The organism is Catenulispora sp. GP43 (genome assembly GCF_041260665.1).
GTDB lineage: Bacteria > Actinomycetota > Actinomycetes > Streptomycetales > Catenulisporaceae > Catenulispora.
In genome coordinates this window covers 260,078-283,308 of sequence record NZ_JBGCCT010000011.1, presented here as the reverse complement: position 1 = coordinate 283,308, position 23,231 = coordinate 260,078, and the positions used below count along the sequence as shown (strand labels likewise).

The 23,231-nt window shown below is 71.3% G+C and carries 25 protein-coding genes; 11 read left to right on the top strand and 14 right to left on the bottom strand.

The genetic code is table 11. From position 1 onward, the window contains the following. Nucleotides 1-44: 44 nt before the first annotated feature. The gene (locus ABH926_RS24050; RefSeq protein WP_370367979.1) at nucleotides 45-1,064 is read left to right on the top strand and encodes a beta-ketoacyl-ACP synthase III; all 1,020 of its coding nucleotides are present in this window, start codon (nucleotides 45-47) and stop codon (nucleotides 1,062-1,064) included. A gap of 9 nt (nucleotides 1,065-1,073) precedes the next feature. On the opposite strand, the gene ABH926_RS24045 is transcribed toward ABH926_RS24050, so the two are convergent. From ABH926_RS24045 to ABH926_RS24035, 3 genes are all read right to left on the bottom strand, one after another. Next, entirely contained in the window at nucleotides 1,074-1,739 is a 666-nt protein-coding gene (locus ABH926_RS24045) for an FMN reductase (RefSeq protein ID WP_370368022.1), read from the bottom strand. Nucleotides 1,740-2,209: 470 nt separating this feature from the next. Further along, the gene (locus tag ABH926_RS24040; RefSeq protein ID WP_370368021.1) at nucleotides 2,210-3,361 is read right to left on the bottom strand and encodes an LLM class flavin-dependent oxidoreductase; all 1,152 of its coding nucleotides are present in this window, start codon (nucleotides 3,359-3,361) and stop codon (nucleotides 2,210-2,212) included. Between the two features lie 99 nt (nucleotides 3,362-3,460). Then, nucleotides 3,461-4,531, bottom strand: a complete 1,071-nt coding sequence (locus ABH926_RS24035; RefSeq protein WP_370367978.1) for an FUSC family protein — start codon at nucleotides 4,529-4,531, stop codon at nucleotides 3,461-3,463. A gap of 101 nt (nucleotides 4,532-4,632) precedes the next feature. On the opposite strand from ABH926_RS24035, the gene ABH926_RS24030 reads away from it, so the two are divergent. The 3 genes from ABH926_RS24030 to ABH926_RS24020 all read left to right on the top strand — a co-directional run bounded on the left by ABH926_RS24030 (nucleotide 4,633) and on the right by ABH926_RS24020 (nucleotide 6,598). Beyond that, nucleotides 4,633-4,959, top strand: a complete 327-nt coding sequence (locus ABH926_RS24030) for an L-rhamnose mutarotase (protein WP_370367977.1) — start codon at nucleotides 4,633-4,635, stop codon at nucleotides 4,957-4,959. Between the two features lie 2 nt (nucleotides 4,960-4,961). Continuing rightward, nucleotides 4,962-5,801, top strand: coding sequence for an amidohydrolase (locus ABH926_RS24025; RefSeq protein WP_370367976.1), 840 nt, complete (start codon nucleotides 4,962-4,964; stop codon nucleotides 5,799-5,801). Nucleotides 5,802-6,226: 425 nt separating this feature from the next. Then, on the top strand, nucleotides 6,227-6,598 hold the full coding sequence (locus ABH926_RS24020; protein WP_370368020.1) for an ADP-ribosylation/crystallin J1: 372 nt from the start codon (nucleotides 6,227-6,229) through the stop codon (nucleotides 6,596-6,598). A 39-nt stretch (nucleotides 6,599-6,637) separates the two neighbouring features. Here the strand turns inward: ABH926_RS24020 and ABH926_RS24015 are convergent, their stop codons facing one another. After that, on the bottom strand, nucleotides 6,638-7,459 hold the full coding sequence (locus tag ABH926_RS24015) for a TrmH family RNA methyltransferase (protein WP_370367975.1): 822 nt from the start codon (nucleotides 7,457-7,459) through the stop codon (nucleotides 6,638-6,640). A 17-nt stretch (nucleotides 7,460-7,476) separates the two neighbouring features. Here ABH926_RS24015 and ABH926_RS24010 point away from each other — a divergent pair, with 17 nt between their 5' ends. After that, entirely contained in the window at nucleotides 7,477-8,331 is an 855-nt protein-coding gene (locus ABH926_RS24010; RefSeq protein ID WP_370367974.1) for a class I SAM-dependent methyltransferase, read from the top strand. A gap of 172 nt (nucleotides 8,332-8,503) precedes the next feature. Here the strand turns inward: ABH926_RS24010 and ABH926_RS24005 are convergent, their stop codons facing one another. The 8 genes from ABH926_RS24005 to ABH926_RS23970 form a co-directional block, all read right to left on the bottom strand. Further along, nucleotides 8,504-9,310, bottom strand: coding sequence for an NAD(P)-dependent oxidoreductase (locus tag ABH926_RS24005; RefSeq protein ID WP_370367973.1), 807 nt, complete (start codon nucleotides 9,308-9,310; stop codon nucleotides 8,504-8,506). Between the two features lie 55 nt (nucleotides 9,311-9,365). Further along, complete coding sequence (locus ABH926_RS24000; RefSeq protein WP_370367972.1) at nucleotides 9,366-10,133, bottom strand: hypothetical protein; 768 nt, start codon at nucleotides 10,131-10,133, stop codon at nucleotides 9,366-9,368. Next, the gene (locus tag ABH926_RS23995) at nucleotides 10,130-11,248 is read right to left on the bottom strand and encodes a globin domain-containing protein (protein ID WP_370367971.1); all 1,119 of its coding nucleotides are present in this window, start codon (nucleotides 11,246-11,248) and stop codon (nucleotides 10,130-10,132) included. Before ABH926_RS23995 ends, ABH926_RS24000 begins: the two co-directional genes overlap by 4 nt. A gap of 2 nt (nucleotides 11,249-11,250) precedes the next feature. Next, on the bottom strand, nucleotides 11,251-11,634 hold the full coding sequence (locus ABH926_RS23990) for a group 1 truncated hemoglobin (protein WP_370367970.1): 384 nt from the start codon (nucleotides 11,632-11,634) through the stop codon (nucleotides 11,251-11,253). A gap of 281 nt (nucleotides 11,635-11,915) precedes the next feature. Then, nucleotides 11,916-12,779: a M48 family metalloprotease gene (locus ABH926_RS23985; RefSeq protein ID WP_370367969.1), complete on the bottom strand. Its 864-nt coding sequence runs from the start codon at nucleotides 12,777-12,779 to the stop codon at nucleotides 11,916-11,918. Nucleotides 12,780-12,947: 168 nt separating this feature from the next. Then, complete coding sequence (locus ABH926_RS23980; protein WP_370367968.1) at nucleotides 12,948-14,195, bottom strand: TNT domain-containing protein; 1,248 nt, start codon at nucleotides 14,193-14,195, stop codon at nucleotides 12,948-12,950. Nucleotides 14,196-14,318: 123 nt separating this feature from the next. Continuing rightward, nucleotides 14,319-15,113 carry an alpha/beta fold hydrolase gene (locus ABH926_RS23975; RefSeq protein WP_370367967.1) on the bottom strand — a complete coding sequence of 265 codons (795 nt, stop codon included), beginning with the start codon at nucleotides 15,111-15,113 and terminating at the stop codon, nucleotides 14,319-14,321. 94 nt (nucleotides 15,114-15,207) lie between these two features. Continuing rightward, nucleotides 15,208-16,929, bottom strand: coding sequence for a dolichyl-phosphate-mannose--protein mannosyltransferase (locus ABH926_RS23970; RefSeq protein WP_370367966.1), 1,722 nt, complete (start codon nucleotides 16,927-16,929; stop codon nucleotides 15,208-15,210). Nucleotides 16,930-16,997: 68 nt separating this feature from the next. Here ABH926_RS23970 and rsmI point away from each other — a divergent pair, with 68 nt between their 5' ends. From rsmI to ABH926_RS23955, 3 genes are all read left to right on the top strand, one after another. Beyond that, on the top strand, nucleotides 16,998-17,873 hold the full coding sequence (gene rsmI, locus ABH926_RS23965; RefSeq protein ID WP_370367965.1) for a 16S rRNA (cytidine(1402)-2'-O)-methyltransferase: 876 nt from the start codon (nucleotides 16,998-17,000) through the stop codon (nucleotides 17,871-17,873). An 85-nt stretch (nucleotides 17,874-17,958) separates the two neighbouring features. Then, the gene (locus tag ABH926_RS23960) at nucleotides 17,959-18,240 is read left to right on the top strand and encodes a type II toxin-antitoxin system Phd/YefM family antitoxin (protein ID WP_370367964.1); all 282 of its coding nucleotides are present in this window, start codon (nucleotides 17,959-17,961) and stop codon (nucleotides 18,238-18,240) included. Next, a complete protein-coding gene (locus tag ABH926_RS23955; protein ID WP_370367963.1) occupies nucleotides 18,237-18,497 on the top strand; it encodes a Txe/YoeB family addiction module toxin in 261 nt (86 codons plus the stop codon). The genes ABH926_RS23960 and ABH926_RS23955 overlap by 4 nt, the downstream gene beginning before the upstream one ends. A gap of 21 nt (nucleotides 18,498-18,518) precedes the next feature. Here ABH926_RS23955 and ABH926_RS23950 read toward each other — a convergent pair whose 3' ends face one another. Beyond that, nucleotides 18,519-18,890, bottom strand: a complete 372-nt coding sequence (locus tag ABH926_RS23950; RefSeq protein WP_370367962.1) for a type II toxin-antitoxin system death-on-curing family toxin — start codon at nucleotides 18,888-18,890, stop codon at nucleotides 18,519-18,521. Continuing rightward, nucleotides 18,887-19,024, bottom strand: a complete 138-nt coding sequence (locus tag ABH926_RS23945; RefSeq protein WP_370367961.1) for a hypothetical protein — start codon at nucleotides 19,022-19,024, stop codon at nucleotides 18,887-18,889. The genes ABH926_RS23950 and ABH926_RS23945 overlap by 4 nt, the downstream gene beginning before the upstream one ends. Before the next feature lie 80 nt (nucleotides 19,025-19,104). Here ABH926_RS23945 and metG point away from each other — a divergent pair, with 80 nt between their 5' ends. The 3 genes from metG (at nucleotide 19,105) to ABH926_RS23930 (ending at nucleotide 23,208) form a co-directional block, all read left to right on the top strand. Beyond that, on the top strand, nucleotides 19,105-20,922 hold the full coding sequence (gene metG / locus ABH926_RS23940; RefSeq protein ID WP_370367960.1) for a methionine--tRNA ligase: 1,818 nt from the start codon (nucleotides 19,105-19,107) through the stop codon (nucleotides 20,920-20,922). Nucleotides 20,923-20,932: 10 nt separating this feature from the next. Next, complete coding sequence (locus tag ABH926_RS23935) at nucleotides 20,933-21,868, top strand: TatD family hydrolase (protein WP_370367959.1); 936 nt, start codon at nucleotides 20,933-20,935, stop codon at nucleotides 21,866-21,868. Nucleotides 21,869-22,077: 209 nt separating this feature from the next. After that, nucleotides 22,078-23,208, top strand: a complete 1,131-nt coding sequence (locus ABH926_RS23930) for a ubiquitin-like domain-containing protein (RefSeq protein ID WP_370367958.1) — start codon at nucleotides 22,078-22,080, stop codon at nucleotides 23,206-23,208. Nucleotides 23,209-23,231 lie beyond the last annotated feature (23 nt).

The following is a 23,231-nucleotide window of genomic DNA, read 5'->3' as shown; positions in this document are numbered from 1 at the left end:
AAAGTCCTATGTGAGTCCTGTTCGCCCGACGGACAATCGACCGCGTGACCACACGCGCGGCAGTCGTCCAGGGAGTGGGCGGGTGCGTCCCGCCCCGCTCCGTCGACAACATCGAACTCAGCTCACGGTTGGCGACGTCCGACGCGTGGATCAGGGAGCGGCTCGGCATCGCCCGGCGCCACGTCGCCGACGGGATGTCCACGGTCGACCTGGCGGTGGAGGCCGGGGCCCGGGCGCTGGAGATGGCCGACACCGGGGCCGGGGTCGGCGAGCTCGACGTGGTGCTGCTGGCCACCACGACCCCGGACCGATTATGCCCGGCGTCGGCGCCGGAGGTGGCCTCGCGGCTGGGGTACACCGGGACCGCGGCGTTCGACGTCAACGCGGTGTGCGCGGGATTCGTGCACGCCCTGGCCACGGGGAGCGCGCTGATCCGGGGGCACATGGCCGACCGGGTGCTGGTGATCGGCGCGGACGTGTTCACCACCTTGGTGGACCCGGGGGACCGGCTCACCGCCGCGATCTTCGGCGACGGCGCCGGAGCGCTGGTGCTGCGGGTCGGGACGCCGGACGAGCCCGGCGCGGTGCGGGCGTTCGATCTGGGCAGCGACGGGTCGCAGGTGGCGGCCGTGGAGGTGCCGGCGGGCGGGGCGCGGGACCGGCTGGGGATGCCGGTGGCGAATCAGCGGCCGTATTTGGTCATGGACGGGCCGGCGGTGTTCCAGCGGGCGGTGCGGGAGATGACGGAGTCCTCCCGGCGGGTGCTGGCCAAGGCCGAGTGGGAGGCGGACTCGGTACGGCGGTTCGTGCCGCACCAGGCGAACATCCGGATCATCCACCGCGTCGCCGAGCGGCTGGGGATCGGCGCGGAGCGCGTGGTCGCGAACATCCAGGACGTGGGGAACACGGTCGCGGCGTCGATCCCGCTGGCGCTGGCCGACGCGCACGACGCCGGCCGGCTGGCCGCCGGGCAGCGGGTGCTGCTGACCTCGATCGGCGCCGGGCTGGCGTGGGGGTCGGCGGTGCTGACGTGGCCGAAGCTGGAGGGGAAGGCCCGGTTGTGAGGGGATATCTCAGATCCCGGACCTGAGCGCCGCCATCCGCTGCTCGAAGGGCACGACGTCCTCGAACTCGTCGCGGCGCCGGCGGGCGGCGGCCGGCTGGCCGGCCATCAGGCCGGCCAGTTCGCCGCCGGCCCGCTCGATGCGCTCGAACAGCGCGCCCTCCCCGGCCGAGGCCCAGTCCTCCGAGGCGGCGAACACCGCGGTCGGGACGATGAAGGCACGCAGGTAGGCGAACATCGGGCGCAGCGCGTGATCCAGCGCCAGCGAGTGGCGGGCGGTGCCGCCGGTGGCCGCTATCAGCGTCGGCTTGCCGGTGAGCGCGTCCTTGTCCAGGACGTCGAAGAAGGACTTGAACAGGCCGCTGTAGCTGGCGGTGTAGATGGGGCTGACGGCGATCAGGCCGTCGGCGCCCTCCACGGCGTCCAGCGCGGCGCGCAGCTTGGCGCCGGGGAAGCCGGCGACCATCGCGCCGGCGATGTCCAGCGCCAGATCGCGCAGCTCCAGGACCTCCACCAGCACCTGGCGCCCGCGCTCGCCGAGCCGGGCGCGCGCCGCCTCGGCCAGCCGGTCGGCCAGGATGCGCGCGGTCGAGGGCTGGCCCAGGCCCGCGGTGACGGCGACCAGGCGCAGGACGTCGGCGGCCGGGCCGGGGCGCGGCGGGCCGGGGTTGGCCAGGGCCGGGAGCAGGGCGCTGCTGCTGGCGGGATCGGGGGCGCCGGTGGCGGGCGGGGCGGCGAACGTGGGGCGGGCGGGGATGTCGGGGAAGCCGAGATCCGCGTAGGCCAGGCCGTTCGAGCCGGCGCCGTTCGTGCCGATGGCCGGGCGGCTGGGCAGGTCGGAGTGCTCCGGGAAGCCGTCGCCGTCGGTGAAGCCGTGGCCTGCGAAGGCGGTGCCGTTCGAGGCGGCGGCCGGGCGGCCGGGCAGGTCTGCGAAGCCGCCGCCGTTGGCGTAGCCGCCGTCGGCGAATCCGGGATCTGCGAAGCCCGTGCCGGGCGCCTCGCCGAAACCGGAGCCGTCGAAACCGGAGTCGCCGAAACCGGAGCCGTCGTTCACCGGCGCGCTTGCCTGCCCGCCGAACCAGGCGCTCCCGCCCGACGGCGTGAAGCCCTCGTCGCCGAACCCGTTGTTCGCCGCCTCGTAAGCACTCACGGTGCGATGGCCTCCTTCGTGTCGAACAAAGCCGACCGCTCATCATCCCGCGTCCCGGCCGTCCCCGCCTCGTCCACGGCGGACCCGGCCGCCAGGCTCGCGTGGGTCGGGGCGTCCGGCACGTCGGCCGGGCGGCCGATCGCGAACTCCTTGCGCAGCACCGGGACCACCTGCTCGCCCAGCAGGTCGATCTGCTCCAGCACCGTCTTCAGCGGCAGGCCGGCGTGGTCGAGCAGGAACAGCTGCCGCTGGTAGTCGCCGACGTAGTCGCGGAAGGACAGCGTGCGCTCGATCACCTGCTCCGGGGTGCCCACCGTGAGCGGGGTCTCGGCCGTGAACTCCTCCAGCGAGGGGCCGTGGCCGTACACCGGGGCGTTGTCGAAGTACGGCCGGAACTCGCGGACCGCGTCCTGCGAGTTCTTGCGCATGAAGACCTGGCCGCCCAATCCGACGATCGCCTGCTGCTCGGTGCCGTGCCCGTAGTGCGCGAAGCGCCGGCGGTACAGCGCGACCATGCGCTGCGTGTGTTCCTTCGGCCAGAAGATGTTGTTGTGGAAGAAACCGTCCCCATAGTACGCGGCCTGCTCGGCGATCTCGGGGGAGCGGATCGAGCCGTGCCAGACGAACGGCGGGACGCCGTCCAGCGGCCGGGGCGTGGAGGTGAAGCCCTGCAGCGGGGTGCGGAAGCGGCCGGACCAGTCGACGACGTCCTCGTCCCACAGCCGGCGCAGCAGCGCGTAGTTCTCCAGGGCCAGGTCGATGCCGTCGCGGATGTCCTTGCCGAACCACGGGTACACCGGGCCGGTGTTGCCGCGGCCCAGGGTCAGGTCCACGCGGCCGTCGGCCAGGTGCTGCAGCATCGCGTAGTCCTCGGCGATCTTCACCGGGTCGTTGGTGGTGATCAGCGTGGTCGCGGTGCTCAGCAGCAGCTTGGAGGTGCGGCTGGCGATCCAGCCCAGCAGCGTGGTCGGGGAGGAGGGGACGAACGGCGGGTTGTGGTGCTCGCCGGTGGCGAAGACGTCCAGGCCGGCCTGCTCGGCGTGCTCGGCGATGGCGGCCATGGCCTTGATGCGCTCGTGCTCGGTCGGCGCGCGGCCCGTCGTGGGGTCGGGCGTCACGTCTCCGACGGTGAAGACGCCGAACTGCATCTGGCTCACGATGGGACCCTTCTGTTGGTTGAAAGTTGAACAAACACTTCAACCGGGTATGAGGAGATCGTATTCCGCGAGGTTAGGTTCCCCTATCCTTCAGCGCTGTCTGCTTGACCACATCCGCCACGGCAGATAGCCCACGCACAGCCCGACCGCGCAGCCGATCAGCGTGTCCAGCACGCGCTCGCGCAGCACCGCCCAGGAGATGTCGTCGCCGAGCTCGTTCAGCATCGTGATCAGCGGGGTCATCACCGCGGCGTAGGCGGTGTAGTTGGCCAGTTTCAGATACGGCCGCACCGCCCCGATCACGCCGATCAGCGCCACGATGCCCCAGGTCGGCAGCACCCCGATCAGCCCGCCGCCGACCAGCACGCCGATCGTGGTGCCCAGGCCGCGCTCCAGCGCGCGCATCGGCGCCGCGGCCTCGTCGCGCAGGACCACCAGCGACACCGTCAGCGCGATCCAGTAGGCGTGCGCGCCGGGCCGGAACTGCGCGACCACCTCGGCCACCGCCATCGACGCGGTCAGGCGCACCGCGTACTGCCAGCCGTGCCAGGTCCGCAGCCCGGCCCGCCACTTCGGCACGCTGCGCCGGAACGGCCACTCCGGCCCCGGCGGCCCCTCCAGCTCCCTGCGCCGCAGCGGTGACAGCGCACGGCCGAGGGCGTGCGTGCCGAGGGTGAGCGCGGCGGCCGCCGCCATACCCAGCACGACGTACAGCAGGATGTGCCGGGGCGACTCAGGGCCCGTGCCCAGGTGCGCGCCGATGACGGTGAACACCGTCGCGTTCGCGGCGATCCGCGCCTCCAGCGTCCCGATGCCGCCGACCAGCGCCGCCGCGAAGGCCACCGCCACGATCCAGACGCCGGCCACGCCGCCCTGCGCGCCGAGCACCGCCCCGAGCCAGACCACCAGCGCGCCGACCGCCGCCGTCGCGCCCAGGTCGACGCACCGGGCCCGCCAGCCGCCCTCGTGCCCGGCCGAACTGACCAGCAGCGCGCCCATGACCGCGGTCAGGCCCTCGGCCACGTGGCCGGTCGCCGCGCCGACCGCGACCGGCAGCGCCAGCGCGATCCCGGACAGCACCAGCCGCGTGGCGTCGATCTCGATGCGCTGGAAGCGGACGAGGCGCGCGGCGTGGTCCCTGACCGGGGTTCGGTCCCTCACCTGAGCCATTGGACGTGTTCGTTTCCCCCGACGCAAACAGGCACTAGACTCGGCGGCCGATCAGTGAAAGATCCGATGTCTCGCAGGAGTGGGGGTTCCAGGTGCGGGTCGCCATCCACACCCGGCTGAAGCCCGAGGGCGTCACAGGGTACGAGCAAGCGCACGACGACATCCCGCCGGAGATCCCGGATCTGCTGCGGGCCGGCGGCTGTACAGCGTGGACGATCTGGCGCAACGGGGTGGACCTGTTCCACCTGGTCGAGTGCGAGGACTGGGAAGCGCTGAAGGCGTTCATGGCCGACAAGGAGGCCGACCGCGCGTGGCAGGCGCGGGTCGGGGTGTTCCGGGACTTCTCGCTCGCCGGCGGGGACGAGCCGCTGCCGGTGATTTTTGAACTGCCCCAGCTTTTCGAACTGCCGGAGGCCTGAGGATGCGGATCGTCGACGCGCACCACCACCTGTGGGATCTCAGCGTCCGGGACCAGCCGTGGACCGAGGATCTGCCGGCGCTGCGCCGCAGTTTCCACCTGGCCGACCTGGAGCCGCTGGCCGCGGCGGCCGGCGTCTCGGCGACCGTGCTGGTGCAGACCATCCACGCGGTCGACGAGACCCCGGAGATGCTGGAGCTGGCCGAGACATCGGATCTCATCGCCGGGGTGGTGGGCTGGACCGACGTCACCGCGCCGACCTTCGGCGAGCGGCTGAGCGAACTGCTGTCCGGCGTCGGCGGACGGTGGCTGGTGGGCATCCGGCACCAGGTGCAGGAGCTGCCGGACGGCGCGTGGCTCACCGAGCCGGACACGCTCCGGGGCCTGCGCCGGCTCGCGCCGACCGGGCTGGCCTTCGACCTGATCGTGCGCGCCGACCAGATCCCGGCCTGCACGGCCGTCGCGCACGCGGTGCCGGACCTCCGCTTCGTCCTGGATCACCTGGGCAAGCCGCCGATCGCGTCCGGCGCGCGCGAGCCGTGGGCCGCCGATATCAGGGCCCTGGCAGAATTGCCGAACGTCTCGTGCAAGCTGTCCGGCCTGGTGACCGAGGCGGACCTGGAGCGCTGGACGGTCGCGGACCTGCGGCCCTACGCCGACGTGGTGCTGGAGGCGTTCGGGCCCGAGCGCGTGATGTTCGGCAGCGACTGGCCGGTGAGCACACTCGGCGCGGGCTATCCACAGGTTGTGGAAACCGCGATGCGGCTGACGGCCGAGCTGACCGACGCGGAGCGCGAAGCGGTGTTCGGCGGGACCGCGACGGCGGTCTACGGGCTGGGATAGCTCCCGCGACGGGGCATGGATAGCGTGGCGCCGTGACTGAGCGCTGGGAGACGGTCGAGGCGATCAACGCCGCCCGGGCCGCGATGGAGGAACGCCTCGGCTGGGAGCAGCCGGCGGCCTGGGGGCTGCTGACCCCGGACGGCGCCGTGGTGCGCGCGAACGTGCGCGGCGGCCTCCTTCCGGGCGTGGCGGTGGCCACGGTGGTGGGGTACCGCGGCGGCAGCGGGTCGTATCCGCTGCCCGCCGCGGCGATCGCGGAGGCGATCGCGATGGTCGAACCGGGCGAGGCGTGTACCGACATCCCGCACCCGAATATCGCGGTGCTGCGGTCGCTCAGCGGCGGGGACGCGGTGGTGGCGTTCGTCGCCGAAGCTGATTTCGTCGCGGACGCCGAGGACCGCCACGTCGCCGCGCTCCTGGCTGAGATCCGCCGCGGACGGCGGGAGAACGCCGACGGCACCACGACCCTGTGGCGCCCGGTCGGCCCCGAGGAACTGGAGCTCCTGCGCGCCGACGGGTTCAAGGCGTGGCCGCCGCGCCTCGCGGACCAGCCGATCTTCTACCCCGTGCTGAACGAGCGCTACGCCGCGACGATCGCGCGGGACTGGAACGTCGCAGCCTCCGGATCCGGCTACGTCACCCGCTTCCGGGTCGCGACACCGACCGCGCGTGCGTACCCGACGCAGACGGCCGGCGGCGCGGAGCACCTGGAGCTGTGGGTCCCCGCCGACGAACTCGACGCGTTCAACGCCTCGATCGTCGGCGAGATCGAGGTCGTGGCGGAGTTCTCGGCGTAGGACGCGCGACCGCCGAGGTGAGCCCGGCCTCCGACGGCTCTACTTCGCCGCTCTTCGCTGCCGCGCCGCCTCGTACAGCACCACCGTGGCGGCGTTGGCGGCGTTCAGCGAACTCGCCGTCCCGCTCATCGGGATGCTCAGCACCCGGTCGCAGGCCTCGCGCCAGCCGGTGCTCATCCCCACGGTCTCGTTGCCGACCACGATCAGCGTCGGGGCGCCGAAGTCGTAGTCCTCGATGTCGGTGTCGCCGTCCTCGTCGGTGCCGACGACGGTCACGCCGGTTCCGCTCAGCCACTCCAGGACCTCGCGGTGGGACGGCGTGCGCACCGTCGGCAGGCCGAACAGCGAGCCGGTGCTGGCGCGCACGGTGCGCGGGTCGTAGACGTCGGCGGCGTGGCCGGTGACCACGACGCCGTCGGCGCCGAAGGCGTCCGCGGAGCGGATCAGGGTGCCGAGATTGCCCGGTTGGGTCGGGCGGTCGAAGGCCACGCCGAGGAAGCGGTCGGTCAGGCGGACGCGGGCGAGGTCGTCCGGGGGCATGGCGACCACGGCGAGCAGTTCCGGGGCCGCGTCCTGGTCCTTCTCGCCGAGTTCGGCCAGCATGTCGCCGGGCAGCGCGATCACCTCGGCGTCGGCGACGGCCACGGCGTCGATGTACTCCTCGGCCCAGCGGGACAGCCGGCGGTCGGCGTCGACCAGCAGTTCCTCGATGCCCCAGCCCTGTTCCGCGGCCAGTGTCAGCGGCCTGACGCCCTGGACGAGGAAGCGGCCCGCGCGCTGACGCTTCTGCCGGTTGGTGAGCAGGGTCTGCCATTGCTGGAACCTGGCGTTGCGGGAAGCCACCCGTTGGTGTGCGCGCATCCCGCTAGGCTACCGGCGTGTCCAAGCCCGAAGATCCATCGACATCCTCCGCAATCCAGACCTTCGACGAGGCGGAGCGCGTGCTGTGGGCCGACGCCGGTTCCGGCTACGACGCCGTCTACGCCTCCTTGTGCGCGCACACGATCCCCGCCCTGCTCGACGCCGCCGGGGTCGCGGCCGGCCGCACTCTGCTGGACGTGGGCACCGGGACCGGCACCGTCGCCCGGGCCGCCGTGGCGCGCGGGGCCGGGGTGACGGCCGTCGACGCCGAGCCCTCGATGCTCGACCTGGCGCGGATGAAGGCGCCGGAGGCGGAGTTCCTGCTGGCGGTGGTGCCGGACCTGCCGTTCGAGCCGGGGACCTTCGACGCCGTGGCCGGCAACTTCGTGCTCGACCACTTCGGGCGGCCGAAGGTCGCGCTGCGGGCGCTGCGGGACGTGGCCAAGCCGGGCGGGCGTGTGGCCTTCACGCTGTGGCCCGCGGAGCGTTCCGCCGGGCGGAGCCTGTTCTCCCGGACCGGGGCGGCGACCCGGGGCTGGATCCCGCGGCAGATGCCGCCGCTGGTCCTCGCCGACGACTACCCGCGCACCGAGGAGGGCCTGGCCGGGCTGTTCCGCGAGGTGGGACTGGCCGACGTCACCACCAGCGTCATCGACTGGGACCACCTCACCACCGCGCAGGAGTGGTGGATGTCGATGGGGTCCGGCGTCGGGCCGTCCGGCCGGACCTACCAGGCGCAGACTTCCGAGGTCCGCGCCGCCTTCCACGAGAACTATCTGCGGGTCGCCGCCGAGATGACGGACGAGGACGGGACCCTGCGGCTCCCGTACCGCGCGCTCTTGGCATCCGGGACCGTGGTCGACAGCGAGTAGAAGCAGGCGCACCCTGAACGCACGGGGCCGGGCCGCTGTTTCGGGGCGGCCCGACCTCGTGCCCGCCTGGCTGTGGCCGGCAGACCGAGCCGCCGAGCCGGCCAGCCGGCCAGCCGCCGAGCTGCCCAGCCGCCGAGCCGCCGAGCCGCCCAGCCGTCCCATGCGGCCCGACTCAGCGCTTCGCGTTCAGCGCCCGCACCGCTTCGCCGAGATCGGCGTCGGCATCCGGCACCGACTCCAGCGCGCGCTGCGCGGCGGCGATCACCGGCAGGTCCAGGACCTCGCCGGCCAGCCGCAGGTCCTTGGCGGCCATCTCGGCGGAGAAGTCGACGCCGGTGGCGAAGGCCCGGGCCACCAGAGGGCCGAGCGGACTTCCCTCCAGCACCGCGCGCGGATCGGCCACGCCCAGCCGCTCGGCCAGCGCCAGCGTCTCGCCGACCACGGCCACCCCGGCGACGATGCCGCTGATCAGCACCAGCTTGCGGGCCGAGCCGCTGCCGGGCCCGCCGCAGTCGGTGACGCTGCCGAACAGCCTCAGCAGGTCGGCCACGCGCGCGAGGTCCTCCGGGGTGCCGCCGGCCAGTACCGCCAGCGTTCCGCTCTCGGCGCGGTCCACACTGCCCATCACCGGGGCGTCGACCAGGCCGACCGAGGCCGGGATCAGCTCTCTGATCCGCTCGGTCCCGTCCGGGCCGATCGTGGACATCTCGACCAGCACCGCGTCCGGGCGCAGCGCGCCGGCGAAGGCCTCGGCCACCGCCGCCACCGCGGCCGGGTCGGACAGCATCGTCACCACGAACTCGGCGCCGGCCGCCGCCTCGGCCGGGTCGGCCGCCGCGCTCGCGCCGAGCGCGACCAGCGGTTCGGTGCGCGCGGCGGTCCGGTTCCACACCACGACCTCGTGGCCGGCGCCGATGACGCGTGCCGCCATCGGCGCGCCCATCGCCCCCAGCCCCAGGAAAGCAACCTTTGTCGTCATGGCTCCCAGCCTAGGCAGGGGTGCGCGGGCGTGCCTGGTCGTGCGGTGACCAGTGTCAGGCGGTACCCGGCAGTGCGGAGCCGGCGTGATAGCCGGCGACGCCGGCCATGCCGGGCATGCCGGCCGGCGGGGCGCCCGCGCCGGCCGGCGGGTTCCGGCTGAGCGCGTCGAAGGCCTGGTGGATGTTCTTGATCATCACGTGTACTTCCTCGCGCGCCTTCTCCAGCGCGCCCTCCACCTGCACGCCGAAGGCGACGCCGAACGCCTTGAGGAACTCCAACTGCTGTTCCAGCGACTTCAGGCTGGTCGAGAGCTGTTCGCTGCGCCGCTGGAACGCCGACTCCGCAGCCAACAGTCCCTGCCGGTGTCCCTCGTTCACCGTGACCGCGTACTGGTTGCGGGCGTACTCCGTGACGTTGCGGACGTACTCCTCGGCCGCGCGGATCTGCTCCTCGGCCTGGCGCTGCGCCATCGCGATCGCGTTGACCGCGGCGGCGGTGACCCGCTGCTCCGGGGCGAAGGCCGTGGGCGCCGAGGGCGCCGCCGCGGCCCCGCCGTTGGCCGGGTCGCTGCCGGCGTAGGAGGTGCGCAGCTGGTTGGTCAGCTCGTCGTTGCGCTGCCGCAGCTCGGTCTCGATCTGCGCGGCCGCCTGCAGCTCGCCGAGCACGCGCCGCTTGAAGCGGAGCACGCCCTCCTCGTCGAAGCCGCGGTGGGTCAGGCCGGCGCGCGGGAACTCCCAGGCGTCGATCTGCTCGGCGCTGAGCCGTTCCGGACGCCGGGCGCCTGCGCCGCCCGGTCCTCCGTCGTACTCATTGAAGCTCACGGCTGACTCTCCTCCAGGTGGATGGCCCCCGGGATCACTCCCGCTTCCTTCAACCGGGCCGCGGCGTGCTCGCACATCCCGGCCGAACCGACGATGAAGACCTCGTGGCCGGGCCAGTTCCCGTAGGCCGCCGCGGCGTCGCCGACCAGGCCGTGCCGGCCCTCCCAGGCGGCGTCGTCGGAGACCACCGGGATCACGCTGAGCCAGGCGTGGTGCGCGGCCAGCTGTTCCAGGCGCGGCAGGTCGTACAGGTCGCTGGCGATGCGGGCGCCGTAGAAGACGCTGACGTGCCGTCCGTGGTCGGGCGTCAGCGCCAGCTCCTCGACGATCGCGCGCAGCGGGGCGATCCCGGTGCTGCCGGCGATCAGCAGCAGGTCGGTGCCCGGCGCGGTGGAGGCCAGGGTGAGCTGGCGGCCCACCGGCGGGCCCAGGCGCAGCCGGTCGCCCACGCCCATGACGTTCACCAGCTGCCAGGAGACCGTGCCGATCAATTTGACGTGCAGCTCGATCAACCCGTCCTGGCGGGGCGGGTTGGCCGGGGTGTAGAAGCGCCAGCGGGCCGGCGCCATCGCCGTCTCCAGCGTCATGGACTGGCCGGCGGCGTAGGGATAGGGCTGCCGGGTGGCGATGGTGACCCGCGCGATGTCGCGCCGGCCGCCGAGCACCTCGTGCGCCACGACCTCGGCCTCCCACCACGGCGGGGTGTTCTCCGCGGCCGCGGCGGCGGCGTCGGTCATCACGCCGGCGACGATGCCGTAGGCCGCGGTCCAGGACTCGGCGACCGCCGGCGTCCAGTCCGGCCCCAGGAACTGCTCCAGGGTGGCCAGCAGACTCGCTCCGACCGCGGGGTAGTGGCCGGGCTCCACCGCGAACTTGCGGTGGTCCCGGCCCAGGCCCTGCAGGAACGGCACGGCCGCGTCGAGGTTGTCGACGTTGGCCACGACGGCTCCGAGGGCGGCGACCAGTCGGTCGCGCTGTGCCGCCATGGAAGGCGGGAACATCGAGCGCACCTCGGGGTGGCTGAGGAACAGGTGGCCGTAGAAGAACAGCGGCACCTGCTCCCCGTACTGGGCGACCTTCGCCCAGGAGGCGCGCAGGAGGTGCGGATCCACCACGACTACGCGGCCACCACGAAGGGCTGCACCGTCGCCAGCACATCTTCTATGGTCTCGACGATGTCGGCCGGAACGTCGAACTCCTCCAGCGTGTCCAGCAGGACCTTGCCGGTCAGCTCGAAGTCGGACTCGGAGACACCCAGGTCGGAGTGCGCCTCGGTGAGGTAGCTCGCCAGGTCTATGTCGGTGCGGGCGCCGGGGCCGCCGAGCACGACCTTGAGCACCTCCGCCAGGTGCGGCTTGATGTCGTCCACTGCGACGTTCTCGAAGAAGCCGGAGAGCTGCGGCTCGTCGAGCACGCCCTCGTAGAAGCGGTCCAGCACGGCCTTGACGGCCGGCTCCCCGCCGACGCGCTCCCACTGGGACTGGGTCTGGCTCTCGGTCATGGCGCGAGTCCTTCCGAATGCTTGCATAGTTCAGGGAGGTGGAGCGGCTCGGAAAACCCGCGAAGCATAGCAGGCATTAATCAAAAGGCTCGAACATTCGTATTTGATCAGTCTGTGACCTTGGGGACCTTGAAATCAATGAGTTGTTATCAGGGGTGAGTACTGCGATGGTCGCGCTCCGGCCCTGCGCAAGGGCTGCGTAAAGGTACTGACGGCGACAACGGCGACGGCCGGGCCCGCCGAGAGGCGTGACCCGGCCGTCACCGACCGAACGTGTAGTTTCAGTCGTTCTTTGACATCTGAGCGGACATCTTCGTCAGCCGGTCCAGACGCGCCTGCGTTGTCGGATGCGTGGAGAGCATGTGATGCGCGGTGGTCTTCGCGGCGCTCACCGGGGCGAAGTAGAAGGCGTTCAGAGCGCCGGCCCGGCGCAGGTCGGCCTGCGGGATGCCACCGCCGCCGCGCACCTTCGCCTCGACCTTCGTCAGGGCCGAGGCCAGGGCCGAGGGGTTGCCGGTGAGCTGCGCGGCCGAGCGGTCGGCGGCGAACTCGCGGTAGCGGGACAGCGAGCGGGTCAGGACCAGGGAGGCGAACCAGGTGGCGGCGGCCAGCGCGATCAGGCCGATGGCCGCGACGATGATGTGCCACAGGCCGCGGGCCCGGCCGCCGATGTAGATGAAGCGCAGCCCGACCCGGGCGACCAGGCCGGCCAGGACGCCGACGAACGCGGCCACGGTCATCACCGCGGCGTCGCCGTGCTGGACGTGCGCCAGTTCGTGGGCGATGACGCCCTCGAGCTCCGGCGGCTCCAGCGCGTCCATCAGTCCGCGGGTCACGCACAGGGTCGCCTTGCCCTTCGAGCGGCCGACCGCGCAGGCGTTCGGGACCCGGGACTCGGCCACGGCCAGGGCCGGCTTGTCCATGCCGGACAGCGCGCACAGGCGGTCGACCAGGGCGTGCAGCTCCGGCTCCTCCTCGGGGGTGACCACGCGGGCACCCATCGTGCGCAGGGCGACCTTGCCGGAGGTCAGGATCTGGAACACGGCGAAGGCGACGACCACGGCGAGCCCGAGCGGCCAGGCGCGTCCCATGAAGCGGATCATCAGGAAGATGGCGGCGCCGTAGACGGCGGCCAGCAACACCATCACGGACAGCATCCGCGTGCTGAGGTTTCGGTCGGCCCGGAAGCGGGCGGCCGTTCGACGATCTGAGAGCGAAGAGGACACTGCGTCACCTCGACAGCACGTAATACGGCTTTTAACTGGAAAACGCGTGACCAGTGTCGCGCGTTCCCGATCCGCTGTCGAGGAACCTCAGGACGGGGCGACCGTGGCGGAGGGGATTTCCACTAGAACGCCCTCGTGGAGAAGGTCCCGTATAGAGCGCGGCAGCAGGTACGCCATTCCGCCGCCCGGCTGACCGAACCACGGGATCGCGGTACCGGTGAGAGCGCGCAGCGGATCACGGACCCGGTACACCCGGTAGGGCCGCTCTACGTAGTCCGGCGGCAGGGACCGGTGCGGGTATCTGGTGCGGGCCGCATAGACGGTGTTGCCCAGTTGGTCCCCGAAGCGGTCGATCTCCGTGCCCGGGGTCAGGATCGTGAGGCGCTGGTCGGTGTAGAGCGTGGTCGGCGGGTCGCCGGCGAGCGGGGTGATCGGCGGGCCGGCGAGCATCTCGGCCAGCGGGTCGGCGCTGCGGCCGGGGAGCGCCGCCTGGCTGGCGTGCTTGGGGAGCGCTCCGCGTTCGGCGGCGGCGAGGAGAAGGACGCCGGCGAAGTGGATCGCCGCCTGCTCGGGGTTGTCGAAGGAGCCGGCGAAGCGGCGCCGGCCGCCGTCGGCCAGGAAGATGGACCAGCGGCCGTCGTCCGGGATCAGGCAGACCGCGCCGTCGGTGACGGTGCCGATGGAGTACAGGTCCGGGTCCGCGTCGAGGGACTCCACGGCGTAGCCGAGGATGCGCTCCGCCTCCTCGACGGTGCTGACCTCCGGCGGGCGCGCGGCCGCGGGCTGGACTGTGCCGACCGCGACCATCATCGTCGACGCGCCGTCGTCGGGATTTCCGATGATCGGGCTGCTGGTGATCGGTTCGCCGACGGGAGGCGGGGGCGGCGGGGACGGCGGTGCATAGGGGTTCTCTACATACGCGGTTTCGATATACGGGTTCGCGATGTAGGCGGCCGGGCCCGGTGCCAGCTCCGGGCGGACCGGTTCCGCGTATGGCAACGGCGGTGCCGGCGGCGCATAGGGCGTGGGCGGCGTAAAGGACGGCTGGGTATAAGAGCCGGGCTCATACGGCTTCGCGCCGTACGACGAGTCGACGAACGGCGGCGGGGGAACCGGGGGAATCGGGGGAGCCGCGGGCGGCGGCGCTATCTCCGGCCGCGGGCCGGACGCCGCGATCGGCCGGTTCGGCACCGGCGGCGCCGGCTCGCCGGGCCGGGATATCGGTACCGGTTCCAGCCCGTGCGGCATCGCCGGAATCGACTCCGGTCCCGCTTCGGCACGATCACGCGCGGTGGAGAGCCACGGTGTGGGTTCCTGCTGCCAGTTCTCCGTCATCAGCTGCGGTCCATCCCCCTGGTGGCAACGACGTCCCTGCCCGCGAGTCTACAAGTCGTATGGGCTGATGACAGATCTTGTTTCGGTGGATGCAGCTCTTGTTTCGGTGGATGCAGCTCTTGTTCAGCGGGGAACCGCGCCGGTGGTCTCCAGGATCAGCCGGCTGACCCGCTCCGGGTCGTCGTTCATCGGCACGTGGCCGCAGCCCGGCAGGTCCTCGAACCGGGCCTTGGGCAGCACCCGCTTGGCCTGCGCGAACTGGCGGCGCAGCAGGATCCGGTCCTTCGTGCCCCAGGCCACGGTGGTCGGCACGTCGCTCTCGCCGGCGTAGCGGTAGTGCTTGGCCTCCCTGCCTATCGGCCGGAACGAGCGCCCGGCGCGCAGCGCGAGGGTGTCCTCCAGGGCCAGCTTCGGGTCCAGCGCGCGCGGCTTGCCGAAGATCATGCCGAACGCCAGGGCCCGCGCGGTCTCGTGGTCGGCGACGTATCGCAGCACCGGCATGGGGGCGAAGGCGGCGGCGCGGGTCACGCTCAGGTTCCCCAGCGCCCAGGCGGTCTCCCAGCGCGTGTGCCAGAAGCCGGCCGGGGAGAAGGCGGTCGCCGAGGTGGCCAGCCCGTGCCGGGCCATCTCCAGCGCCAGGGCGCCGCCGAGGGAGTTGCCGGCCACGTGCGGCCGCTCGATCCCGAAGCCGGGGAAGGCCTCGGCGATGCGCTCCATCGCCAGGCCGATCGTCGGACGCTGGCCCGGCGCCAGCTTCATGGGGGCGGACCTGCCGAAGCCGGGGATGTCGATGGCGATGACGTCGTGGTGCTCGGCCAGGCGGTCCAGAACCGGTTCCCAGGCCTGCCAGCGGTGGCCGATGCCGTGGATCAGGAGCAGGGGTTCGCCCGAGCCGCGGCGCGCGTAGGAGAGTTCCACGTTACTGGACGGTAGCCGCTGGTTCGGCGCTGCGGAAGACGGCACAAAAGAAGACAGCCCCGGCGTGTCGCCGGGGCTGTCCCGCTGTCGGGTCCTAAATCCAGCTCGGCCACCACATGCGGTCCAGCCACTGGTTGTAGGTGATCGTCTGCGCCGACAGGATCGGATAGAAGTAGATGAACATCACCAGGATGTAGACGGTGATGGCCCCGGCCACCACCGCGCCCCAGACCCGCCGGTACTGGAGCGCGTCGGCCCGGCCGACGATCACCCCGAGCAGGTACGCCGCCGCGATGCACATGAAGGGCACGAAGGCCACGGCGTAGAAGGTGAAGATCGTGCGGTGCTGGTAGTTCAGCCAGAACGCCCAGGCCGCGAGCATCCCGCACAGGATCGAGCCGGCGCGCCAGTCGCGGCGCGCGATCCAGCGCCAGCAGCACCAGACCAGCGCGAGGGTCGCGAACCACCACAGCGGCGGCGTGCCTAGGGCCAGGACCTGCTGGTGCTGGTCGGCGGCCAGCGGCGGACAGCCGGTGGCGCCCTTGGAGCAGTAGTAGTAGTCGGTGGGGCGGCCCATGACCAGCCAGCTCCACGGGTTCGACATGTACGCGTGCGGCGAGTCCAGGTTCACGTGGAAGTGGTACGTCTGCCAGTGGTACTCCCACCAGCTTCTCAGCGCGGACAGGACCGGGAAGTGAATCGCGTTGTTCTGCGCGGCCCACTGGCGGTAGTTGCCGTCCTTGGTGACGAACCAGCCGGTCCAGGTGGCGGTGTAGGTGGCCAGGACCAGCAGGCCCAGCAGGGCGGTCTGCCAGGTGTCGCGGCGGAAGAAGCCGGCCCAGTGGCGCCGGATGCCCACGGCGCGCAGGGCGGCGTGGTCCCACAGCAGGGACAGCACGATGAAGCAGGGGATGATCCACAGACCGCTCCACTTGGTGCCCAGGTCCAGGCCCAGGCACACCGCACCGGCGACGCGCCACGGCCGCCAGCCCAGCGGCGGGGCCTTGACGTCGTCCGGCAGCGGCGTGTCGGGATAGGTCTCGCGCCAGTCCACGAGTCTGGTGCGCATCTTGTCGCGGTCGATGACGAAGCAGCCGAAGGCGGCCAGCGTCCAGAACATCACGAAGATGTCCAGCAGCGCGGTGCGGCTCATCACGAACTCCAGGCCGTCGGAGGCCAGGAGCAGGCCGGCCAGGCAGCCGATGAGCGTGGAACGGAACATGCGCCGGGCGATGCGCGCGGTCATCAGGATCGCCAGCGTGCCGCAGACCGCCGGGATGAAGCGCCACCCGAACGGGGTGAAGCCGAACAGCCACTCGCCGGCGCCGATCATCCACTTGCCGACCGGCGGGTGCACCGCGTTGCCCTGGTGGTTGGCGATCAGCGTCCGCCAGATGTGCGGGTTGGCGATGATGGCCTTGTCGTCGTTGGCCATGCCGATGCCCGGGCCGTCGTCGTGCCAGCCGATCTCGTGGCCGAAGTGGATGGTGGCCCAGGCGTCCTTGGCGTAGTAGGTCTCGTCGAAGATGACCCACTTGGGCAGGCCCAGGTGCCAGAACCGCATGAACCCGCCGACCAGCATGATCAGCACCGGGAAGCCCCAGGACACCCACCACGGCTCGCGCGCGAAGGAGGGCACCAGGCGCTCGCGCAGGGTCAGCTCGCCCTGCTCGTCGTCGCGCGGGGTCAGGTTGGGGCGCCACCAGACGCGTCCGCGCTCGCGGTGCGAGCCGCTACGGCCGCGACGGCGGCCGCCGTAGTCCTCCTCGCTGTCGTCATCCGGCAGCGAGGAACGGGTCGGGGCAAGGCTCGTCACCCGGTCATCGTAGGGAGTCGTCCGGCCGTTCGGACAGGGGATCAGCGTTTTTGGGCGAGGATGGTCACGTGACTGGAACAGAACCGACCCCGGGCCTGCTCGTCCTGGCCGGCACCCCGATCGGCCAGGACGAGGACGCCAGCCCCCGGCTGGCGGCCGAGCTGGCCTCGGCCGACGTCATCGCCACGGAGGACACCCGCAGGCTCAAGCGGCTGCTGCGGGTGCTGGACGTCACCCCCCGCGGACGCCTGGTCTCCTACTTCGAGGCGAACGAGACGGCCCGCACCCCCGACCTGGTCCAGGACCTGCTCGCCGGCGCGCGCGTCCTGGTGGTGACGGACGCCGGGATGCCCTCGGTCAGCGACCCCGGCTACCGCCTGGTAGCGGCGGCGGTCGAGGCCGGAATCCGGGTGACGGCGGTCCCGGGCCCCTCCGCGGTCCTGACCGCGGTGGCGGTGTCCGGCCTGCCGGTGGACCGCTTCTGCTTCGAGGGCTTCCTCCCGCGCAAGGGCGGCGGCCGCACGTCGCGTCTGGCGGAACTTTCATCCGAACCGCGCACGATGGTCTTCTTCGAGGCACCGCACCGCCTCGCCGCCTCCCTGGCGGACATGGCGGCGGCCTTCGGCGCCGACCGCCCGGCGGCCGTCTGCCGCGAGCTGACGAAGACATACGAGGAGATCAAGCGCGGCGGCCTCGGCGACCTGGCGAAATGGGCCGACGAGGGCGAGGTCCGCGGCGAGATCACGGTGGTGGTCGGCGGCGCGGTGCCCGGCGCGGGCCGCGAGCTGAGCGGCGCCGAGCTCGCGGAGCTGGTGTTCGCGAAGGAGGAGGCCGGCGGGCTGCGGCGGAAGGAGGCGATCGCGGAGGTCGCCGCCGAGGTGGGGCTGCCGAAGCGGGAGGTGTTCGACGCGGTGGTGGCGGCGAAGGAGTCCATTTTGGAGTGAATATCGGCGAAAAGTCGGGCGGAAATGCCGGACGCTGTTGTACAGTACCTTGTACTAGCAGGAACTTGTACAAGTGGAGGCCGCCGTGCGCACGCTCACCTTCTCCGACACTCGCGCCCACTTCGCGGAGACCCTGAACAAGGTCGTGGACGACCGCGAGCCGGTGATAGTGACCCGCGCCAATCGGGAGGCCGTGGTGATAATGGCCCTCGACGACTACGAGTCGATGCGGGAGACCCTGTACCTGCTCCGGTCGCCGGCCAACGCGCGCCGGCTGTTCGCCGCGATCGACCGCATGGAGCGCGGTACCGGCGGGACGGTCGAGGTCCAGCTGGATGAGCTGATCGATCCGGACCAGACCCCATGAAGATCAGCTTCGACGAGCAAGCGTGGGATGACTACCTCTGGTGGCAGACGCAGGACCGAAAAATTCTGAAGCGGATCAACGCGCTCATCCAGGACATCGCCCGCAACGGCAACGACACCGGCATCGGAAAGCCGGAGGCGCTCAAGCGCAACTTCAGCGGCTACTGGTTACGGCGCATCACCGATGAGCACCGTATGGTCTATAAAGTCGTCGACGACGACGTGCGGATCGTTTTGTGCAGGTATCACTACGAGTGAGCGTTGCTGAGGGCTGACTCCTCAGCCCGTCCACTCCCGCAGCACCGCCGCGATCGCCTCGACCTCGTCCAGCTCCGAAGCCGCCGTCCGCATCACGAAGTCGACCGCCGCGTCCTCGTCCGGCGTGAAGTCGGCGCCGTTCACCGCCAGGAACGTTCGGCAGGCGACCCACGCCAGCCGCTTGTTGCCGTCCACCAGCGGGTGGTTCCGCAGGATCGAGTGCAGGATCGACGCGGCCTTGGTGTGCAGGTCCGGGTACGCGTCCTCGCCGAACGCCGTGGTGCGGGGGCGGTGCGCCGCCGAGTCGATCAGGCCGGTGTCGCGGATCGGGGTGTCGGGGCCGAGGGCCGCGTCGGTGATGGCGAGCAGGTCGCGGGTGGTCAGGTATCTCATACCGTCCCCAGCCTGTGGATGATCGCGGCGTCGCTGGCGACGATCCGCCGGGCCGTGGCCATCACCAGGTCGTGGTCCGCCTCCTCGGCGGGTTCCTCGACGGTCTCCTCGGATGTGTCCTCGTCCACGGTCATGCCTCCCGCTCCACGTCCACTATCTGGACCCCACCGCAACCGCACCAGGTGAGCCCCCCACGCCAGATACCCTAGGCCTCATGCCGTCCACCCAGCGCACCATCCTCACCGCCGTGGCGTGGCCCTACGCCAACGGCCCCCGCCACATCGGCCACGTCTCCGGCTTCGGCGTCCCCTCCGACGTCTTCAGCCGCTACCAGCGGATGGCGGGCAACCGGGTGCTGATGGTCAGCGGGACCGACGAGCACGGGACGCCGATCCTGGTCCAGGCCGACAAGGAGGGCGTCACCGCCCGGGAGTTGGCCGACCGGTACAACCGGGTCATCGCCGAGGACCTGCGCTCGCTCGGGCTGGCCTACGACCTGTTCACCCGCACCACCACGCGCAACCACTACGCGGTCGTGCAGGAGATGTTCAAGGGCCTGTACGACAACGGCTACATCTTCCCCAAGACCACGATGGGCGCCATCAGCCCCTCGACCGGACGTACGCTGCCCGACCGCTACATCGAGGGCACCTGCCCGATCTGCGGGTACGACGGCGCGCGCGGCGACCAGTGCGACAACTGCGGCAACCAGCTCGACCCGGACCGCCTGATCGACCCGCGTTCGCGGATCAACGGCGAGACGCCGAAGTTCATCGAGACCGAGCAGTTCTTCCTGGACCTGCCCGCGTTCGCGAGCGTCCTGGGCTCCTGGCTGCAGGAGCAGAAGACCTGGCGTCCCAACGTCCTGAAGTTCTCCCTGAACCTGCTGGACGACCTGCAGCCGCGCGCCATCTCCCGCGACCTGGACTGGGGTGTCCCGGTCCCGCTGGAGGGCTGGATCGACCGCCCCGACAAGAAGCTGTACGTCTGGTTCGACGCGGTCGTCGGCTACCTGAGCGCGTCCGTCGAGTGGGCCCGCCGCTCCGGCGACCCGGACGCCTGGCGCGCCTTCTGGCAGACCGGCCCGAACGGCGAGGCGCCCGACGCCTACTACTTCATGGGCAAGGACAACATCGTCTTCCACTCGGAGATCTGGCCGGCGATGCTTCTCGGCTACGACGGCAAGGGCGACAAGAACGGCAATCCGGGCTCGCTCGGCGCGCTGAACCTGCCGCACGAGGTCGTCAGCTCGGAGTTCCTGACCATGGAGGGCCGCAAGTTCTCCTCCAGCCGCGCCGTGGTCATCTACGTCCGCGACTTCCTGTCCCGCTACGACGCCGACGCCCTGCGCTACTACATCACCGCGGCCGGCCCGGAGACCCAGGACACCGACTTCACCTGGGCCGAGTTCCTGCGCCGCAACAACGACGAGCTGGTCGCCGGCTGGGGCAACCTGGTCAACCGCGCCGTGTCGATGGCGGCCAAGAACCTCGGCGAGATCCCGGCCGCCAAGGACCTCACGCCCGAGGACGAGGCGCTGCTGGCGGCCTCGCGCGGGGCCTTCGAGGCGGTCGGCGACCTGCTGGACCGCTGCCGGTTCAAGGCCGCGCTGGCCGAGGCGATGCGGGTGGTGGCCGAGGCCAACAAGTACGTCTCCGACAACGAGCCGTGGAAGCTGGCCAAGACCGACCCCGAGCGCATGGCCACCGTCCTGCACGTCACCCTGCAGGTCGTCGACGACGCCAAGACCCTGCTGACGCCGTTCCTGCCGTTCTCCTCCGAGAAGGTCTTCCACCTGCTCGGCGGCGAGGGCACCTGGTCGGCGATGCCGGAGCTGCGCGAGGTCGAGGACCTGGACGGCGGACCGGGCTACCCGGTGCTCACCGGCGACTACGACCAGGCGCTGGCGCGCTGGGAGTCCACGCCGATCGAGGTCGGCCGCAAGCTGGCGCCGCCGACGCCGATCTTCAAGAAGCTGGACCCGTCGATCGTCGACGAGGAGCTGGCCCGGCTCGGCGGCGAGGCCGCCTAGGCTTAGGCGCGTGGCTGAGAACGAGGCGGGGCAGACCGAGAAGAAGCGCAAGCGGAAGTCCCGGGAGCGGGACGAGACCCCGCCCCCGGCGCCGGAGCCGCTGCCGGCCCCGGTCGGGGACAGCCATACGCACATGGACATGCAGGAGCCGGCGGCCGCGGACATCATCGCGGCCGCCGACAAGGTGAACGTGCGCCGGCTGGTCCAGGTCGGCGTGGACGTCCCGTCCTCGCGGACCGCCGTGGAGCTTGCCGCCGCCTTCGAGCGCGTGCACGCCGCCGTGGCCCTGCACCCGAACGAGGCGCCGCGCCTGGTCCTGGGCGACCCCGACGGCTGGTCCGGCCAGGACCGCGCGCCCGGCGGCGCCGAGGCGCTGGAGGCCGCGCTGGCCGAGATCGACAAGCTCGCGGCCGACGAACAGGTGCGCGGTATCGGCGAGACCGGCCTGGACTACTTCCGCACCGGTCCGGAGGGTGTGCAGGCGCAGCAGGACTCCTTCCGGGCCCACATCGCGATCGCCAAGCGGCATGGCAAAGCCCTGGTGATCCACGACCGCGACGCGCATGAGGACGTCCTGCGCATCCTGGTCGAGGAGGGTTCCCCCGAAACAGTGGTCTTCCACTGCTATTCGGGTGACGCCGCGATGGCCGAAGTCTGTGCCGAACGGGGCTACTACATGTCCTTCGCCGGGAACCTGACCTACAAGGCGAACGAGGCATTGCAGGAGGCATTCCGGGTGGCCCCGCTCGACCGGATTCTGGTCGAGACCGACGCCCCGTTCCTGACGCCGCTCCCTTATAGAGGACGGCCGAACGCGCCCTACCTGGTTCCCTACACAGTCCGGGCGATGGCGGCACTGCGAGGCATCGACAGTGACACCGGTTTGGCCGAACTCTGTCAGGCCCTCGACAGCAACCTGCGCAATGCCTTCCACCTGGGGGCATGATGGCGGGATCAAATTAGTCATATCAGACGACCAACGGCCGACGTGGGTTCAAAGGGATGTCGGAGGACATCAAGCGGACGTTGGTGGCGGGTGCGGCAGAGTTGCCGCTAGTGTCACCTCGGCAGCCGGATCGACGCGAATTCAAACGGGTCTTCGAAGCCTTCGAAAGGCCCGGCGTCGTAGCCGGAGGGCACTAGGTCTGGATCAGCGTGAGCAGTAGACGTTCCGCCAGCCGGCACAGCGAGGGTTCCAAGGTCAAGGTCCGCGCCGTCCAGGGCACGGTCCTTCTGGGGCTCGTCGGCGCCGCAGGAGCCTACGTCGGCTTCGAGAAGACCGTCCATTTGACCGTGGACGGCCAGGAACGCACCATCCACACGTTCGACGGCAAGGTCGCCGACGTCCTCAAGGCCCAGGGCATCGCCACCGACGCCCACGACCAGGTGGCCCCGGCCCCCGGCGACAACCTCGTGGACGGCGAGCAGATCTCGGTGCGCTACGGCCGCCAGCTCGACGTCAACGTCGACGGCAAGGACCAGCAGATCTGGTCCACCGCCACGACCGTGTCCGAGGCGCTGGGCGACATGGGGGTGCGCGGCGGCGCGAACCCGTACCTGTCGGTCAACCGCGACCAGGCGATCGGCCGTCAGGGCCTGAGCTTCCAGGTCCGGACCGAGCGGCACGTCAACATACTCGTGGACGGCCGCTCCATCCCGGTGGACACCACCGCGCAGACCGTGGCCCAGGCGCTGGCCCAGGCCAACGTGACGCTGGCCGGGCAGGACAGCGCGAGCCCGGACCCGGCCTCCTTCCCCACCGACGGCGAGAACATCACCGTCGAGCGGATCACCGGGACGCAGGAGACCAAGCAGATCCCGATCGACTTCTCCACGACCGAGCAGTCGGACCCGAGTTCCTACGTCGGGTCGCGGACCACGGTCACCGAGGGCGTGCCGGGCGTGCAGCAGGTCGTGTACGCGTACCTGACGGTCAACGGGGTGAAGCAGGCGCCGAAGATCGTCAGCAAGACCGTCACCAAGCAGCCGGTGAACGCGGTGGTGAAGGTCGGCACCAAGGCGGTGCCGAACACCGTGGCCGGGGCCGACAACCTGAACTGGGCCGGGGTCGCGCAGTGCGAATCCGGCGGCAACCCCAAGTCGGTCGGCGGCGGCGGTCTGTACTTCGGCCTGTACCAGTTCTCGGTGTCGACCTGGGCCGCGATGGGCGGCTCCGGGCTGCCGTCGAACGCCACGCCGGCCGAGCAGACCTACCGGGCCAAGCTGCTGTACGTACGCTCGGGAGCGGGCCAGTGGCCCGTCTGCGGACGGAACCTCTTCACGTGATGCGGAAGCCGCGCTGCCTCCTG

What these genes read in the sequence shown, in the direction of transcription:
- ABH926_RS23955 (WP_370367963.1), top strand. Translation starts at nt 18,237, where the DNA reads ATGAAGATCAGCTTCGACGAGCAAGCGTGGGATGACTACCTCTGGTGG.
- metG (WP_370367960.1), top strand. Translation starts at nt 19,105, where the DNA reads ATGCCGTCCACCCAGCGCACCATCCTCACCGCCGTGGCGTGGCCCTAC.
- ABH926_RS23985 (WP_370367969.1), bottom strand. Translation starts at nt 12,779, where the DNA reads ATGGTGTTGCTGGCCGCCGTCTACGGCGCCGCCATCTTCCTGATGATC.
- ABH926_RS24015 (WP_370367975.1), bottom strand. Translation starts at nt 7,459, where the DNA reads ATGCGCGCACACCAACGGGTGGCTTCCCGCAACGCCAGGTTCCAGCAA.
- ABH926_RS24005 (WP_370367973.1), bottom strand. Translation starts at nt 9,310, where the DNA reads ATGACGACAAAGGTTGCTTTCCTGGGGCTGGGGGCGATGGGCGCGCCG.
- ABH926_RS23990 (WP_370367970.1), bottom strand. Translation starts at nt 11,634, where the DNA reads ATGACCGAGAGCCAGACCCAGTCCCAGTGGGAGCGCGTCGGCGGGGAG.
- ABH926_RS24040 (WP_370368021.1), bottom strand. Translation starts at nt 3,361, where the DNA reads ATGCAGTTCGGCGTCTTCACCGTCGGAGACGTGACGCCCGACCCCACG.
- ABH926_RS23950 (WP_370367962.1), bottom strand. Translation starts at nt 18,890, where the DNA reads ATGAGATACCTGACCACCCGCGACCTGCTCGCCATCACCGACGCGGCC.
- ABH926_RS23980 (WP_370367968.1), bottom strand. Translation starts at nt 14,195, where the DNA reads ATGACGGAGAACTGGCAGCAGGAACCCACACCGTGGCTCTCCACCGCG.
- ABH926_RS23945 (WP_370367961.1), bottom strand. Translation starts at nt 19,024, where the DNA reads ATGACCGTGGACGAGGACACATCCGAGGAGACCGTCGAGGAACCCGCC.
- ABH926_RS24025 (WP_370367976.1), top strand. Translation starts at nt 4,962, where the DNA reads ATGCGGATCGTCGACGCGCACCACCACCTGTGGGATCTCAGCGTCCGG.